Source organism: Streptomyces sp. DH37, assembly GCF_029813835.1.
Lineage (GTDB): Bacteria > Actinomycetota > Actinomycetes > Streptomycetales > Streptomycetaceae > Streptomyces.
In genome coordinates this window covers 1-255 of record NZ_JARVKV010000269.1, presented here as the reverse complement: position 1 = coordinate 255, position 255 = coordinate 1, and the positions used below count along the sequence as shown (strand labels likewise).

Below are 255 nucleotides of genomic sequence, written 5' to 3'. Positions count from 1 at the left end.
GCTGAAAGGCTTAGCTTCCGGGTTCGGAATGTAACCGGGCGTTTCCCTCTCGCCATGACCACCGAAACACCAACCACGGATGTTCCAAGCGAACAAACACACTGTTCAATTGAAACCCCATATCCGGACAAGCCGGTCGTGGTCTCAGAACCCACACAGTGGACGCGAGCAAATCTATGGTCAAGCCCTCGGCCTATTAGTACCAGTCAACTCCACCCCTCACGAGGCTTCCATATCTGGCCTATCAACCCGGTC

1 rRNA gene is annotated in these 255 nt (G+C 54.5%); it reads right to left on the bottom strand.

What is annotated here, in order from left to right:
• Positions 1-66, bottom strand: a 5S ribosomal RNA gene (gene rrf, locus QC029_RS30985); the annotation flags it as partial.
• Positions 67-255: the final 189 nt, after the last annotated feature.